We start from the raw sequence: 2,246 nt of genomic DNA on the forward strand, positions 1-2,246 counted from the left end.
TGTCAAGCGACACCGGAAACGCCCCCCTTGGCGCCATGAAATCGCCCCCCCTGGTTTCAAGTCTTCGCTGCGGCTGTGACTGGTTCCGGCGTGCTGCTCCGGAGCAGACCTGAGCGGCGCTTCTCCTTGAGCCGGTAGCTGTCGCCACGGATGGTAACCACGTGGCTGTGGTGCAGCAGGCGGTCGAGGATGGCGGTCGCCACCACGGGATCGCCGAACACGTTGCCCCACTCGCCAACAGCGCGGTTGGAGGTGACCAGCATCGAGCCCCGCTCGTAGCGGCGGCTGACCAGCTGAAAGAACAGATGCGCGGCATCTGGCTCAAACGGCAGGTAGCCGAGCTCGTCGACGATCAGCAGCCTCGGCTTGCTGAAGTGCACCAGACGGTCCTCGAGCCTGCCCTCGGCATGCGCCTTGGCCAGCTGCGCTACCAGGGTGGGTGCGGGCACGAACAGCACGGTGTAGCCGGCGTTGATCACCTCGCGTCCGATGGCGACCGCCAGATGAGTTTTCCCCACGCCTGGCGGCCCGAGCAGCATCAGCGTCTCGCCGTTGCCGACGAACCGCCCGCTGGCGAGATCGCGGATCTGTCCGCGGTCGATCGAGGGCTGGGCGGCAAAGTCGAACCCGCCGAGATCGCGGGCATAGGGGAACCGCGCCAGCCCCATCGCCATCTCGATCCGGCGGCTGTCCTTGCGGGCGATCTCGCGCTCGCAGAGCAGCGCCAGGCTTTCGCGCAGGTTCAGCTCGCCGCGTGCGGCCTCGTCCAGCAGGCTGTCCAGCCCGTCGCGGATGGCCGTGAGCTTGAGCCGCGTCAGCATCGCCGTCAGGCGATCCGGGTGAGGCGTCATCACCAGGCACCCCCAGCCACCGCCTCGTACTCAGCCAGCGGCCGCAGCAAGGCCGGCACTTCGGCCGGGCTGGCAGGCGCGCCTCCCACGGCACCGTCTGCCTCCCGCACAACAGTCCAAGCGCGGAACCCCGCCACGCCCTCGAAATGGGCCGGCTCGGTCGCGCGCCCGCGTCGGCCCTCCAACACCTTGTGCGCCGCAACCTCCCGCCCCGCATGGCTGATCCTCACCATCCCAGCACCAAGCGTCACCTGCACCCGCTCGCCGATCAGACGCCAGGGCACCGAGTAGCTGTTGCCCTCTACCCCAACCGCGCAGTCCGACCCCACACGCCGGACCAGGTCCCGCGTTGCCTGGAACGGCGGCGTGCCGTCCAGTGAGCGCAGCGCCCCAGCCTCGTCGCGCAGGAACCGCACCATCGGCGCCTCGCCTGTGGTGCCATGCACCCGCACATCAGCCACCTCGCGGGTCCAGGCCACCAGGTGCGCCTCCAGCGCCTCCCAACTCGGAAAGGCGCGCCCGGCGATGGCGTTGCGCTTGATGTAGCCTACTCCACGCTCATCCTTGCCCTTGGTGCGGGCCCGATACGGGGCGCAGGCCCGTGGCCGCACGCGCCAGTGCCGGGCAAAGGCATGCAGGCGGGCATTGAACACCACCTCCCGTGTCGCCGCGTCGTGCCGGTCCACCAGGGCACGAGCATTGTCGAACAAGATCTCCTCCGGCACTCCGCCAAAAACCTGGAAGGCACCCTCGATCCCCTCGAACCAGCTGCCCTGCGCCTCACCCTGAAACGCCCGCACGTACAGCCTGCGTGAGTAGCCCAAGGTGGCCACGAACAGATGCACCCGCACCGGCACGCCGCCGATCGTCACCCGCCGCTCGCCAAAGTCGATCTGCAGCTGCCGCCCGGGCGGCGTCTCGAACCGCACCGTCGCCCGGGCCGCCGCCAGAAGCTGCTGCCGGAACGGCGCGCAGGCCCGCTCCACCGTCCGCAGGCTCACCACCAGCCCGTGCTCGGCCGCCAACTCCTGCCGCACAACATCGGCATTGCCCCCATGCCGTATCAGGCGCTCCTCCAGCCAGCCAGCCAAAGCGGCCAGGCTGGGTCTGCGCTGAGCCCCGGAGTACCCCGACCAGCCGCCCTCACGGACATACCGCCGCACCGTCTTGGGACAGGTGCCGAACTCCCGCGCGATCCGCTTGACGCCCCAGCCCCGCGCCTTGAGCGCCAGCATCGCCGCTACCTCGTCCGGCGTCCGCATCCGAACCCCCCGCACCTCGTCCAGCGCGGAAGCTTGGATCAACCCAGCCTTGTCCATCGACATCCCTCTCTCCCTCTTCAGAGGGGGGGCGATTTCATGTCGCCAAGGGAGGGAGATTCCATGTCGCCTGACA

At 69.2% G+C, this 2,246-nt stretch carries 2 protein-coding genes; both read right to left on the reverse strand.

Annotated features, from left to right (window positions below; translation table 11 throughout):
• Positions 1-56: 56 nt before the first annotated feature.
• Positions 57-851, reverse strand: coding sequence for an IS21-like element helper ATPase IstB (istB, locus tag AC5JJ1_RS16385; protein WP_495786174.1), 795 nt, complete (start codon positions 849-851; stop codon positions 57-59).
• A complete protein-coding gene (gene istA / locus AC5JJ1_RS16390; RefSeq protein ID WP_495786175.1) occupies positions 851-2,170 on the reverse strand; it encodes an IS21 family transposase in 1,320 nt (439 codons plus the stop codon). The genes istB and istA overlap by 1 nt, the downstream gene beginning before the upstream one ends.
• Between the last annotated feature and the right edge of the window lie 76 nt (positions 2,171-2,246).

The sequence above is a fragment of the Belnapia sp. genome, assembly GCF_059504005.1.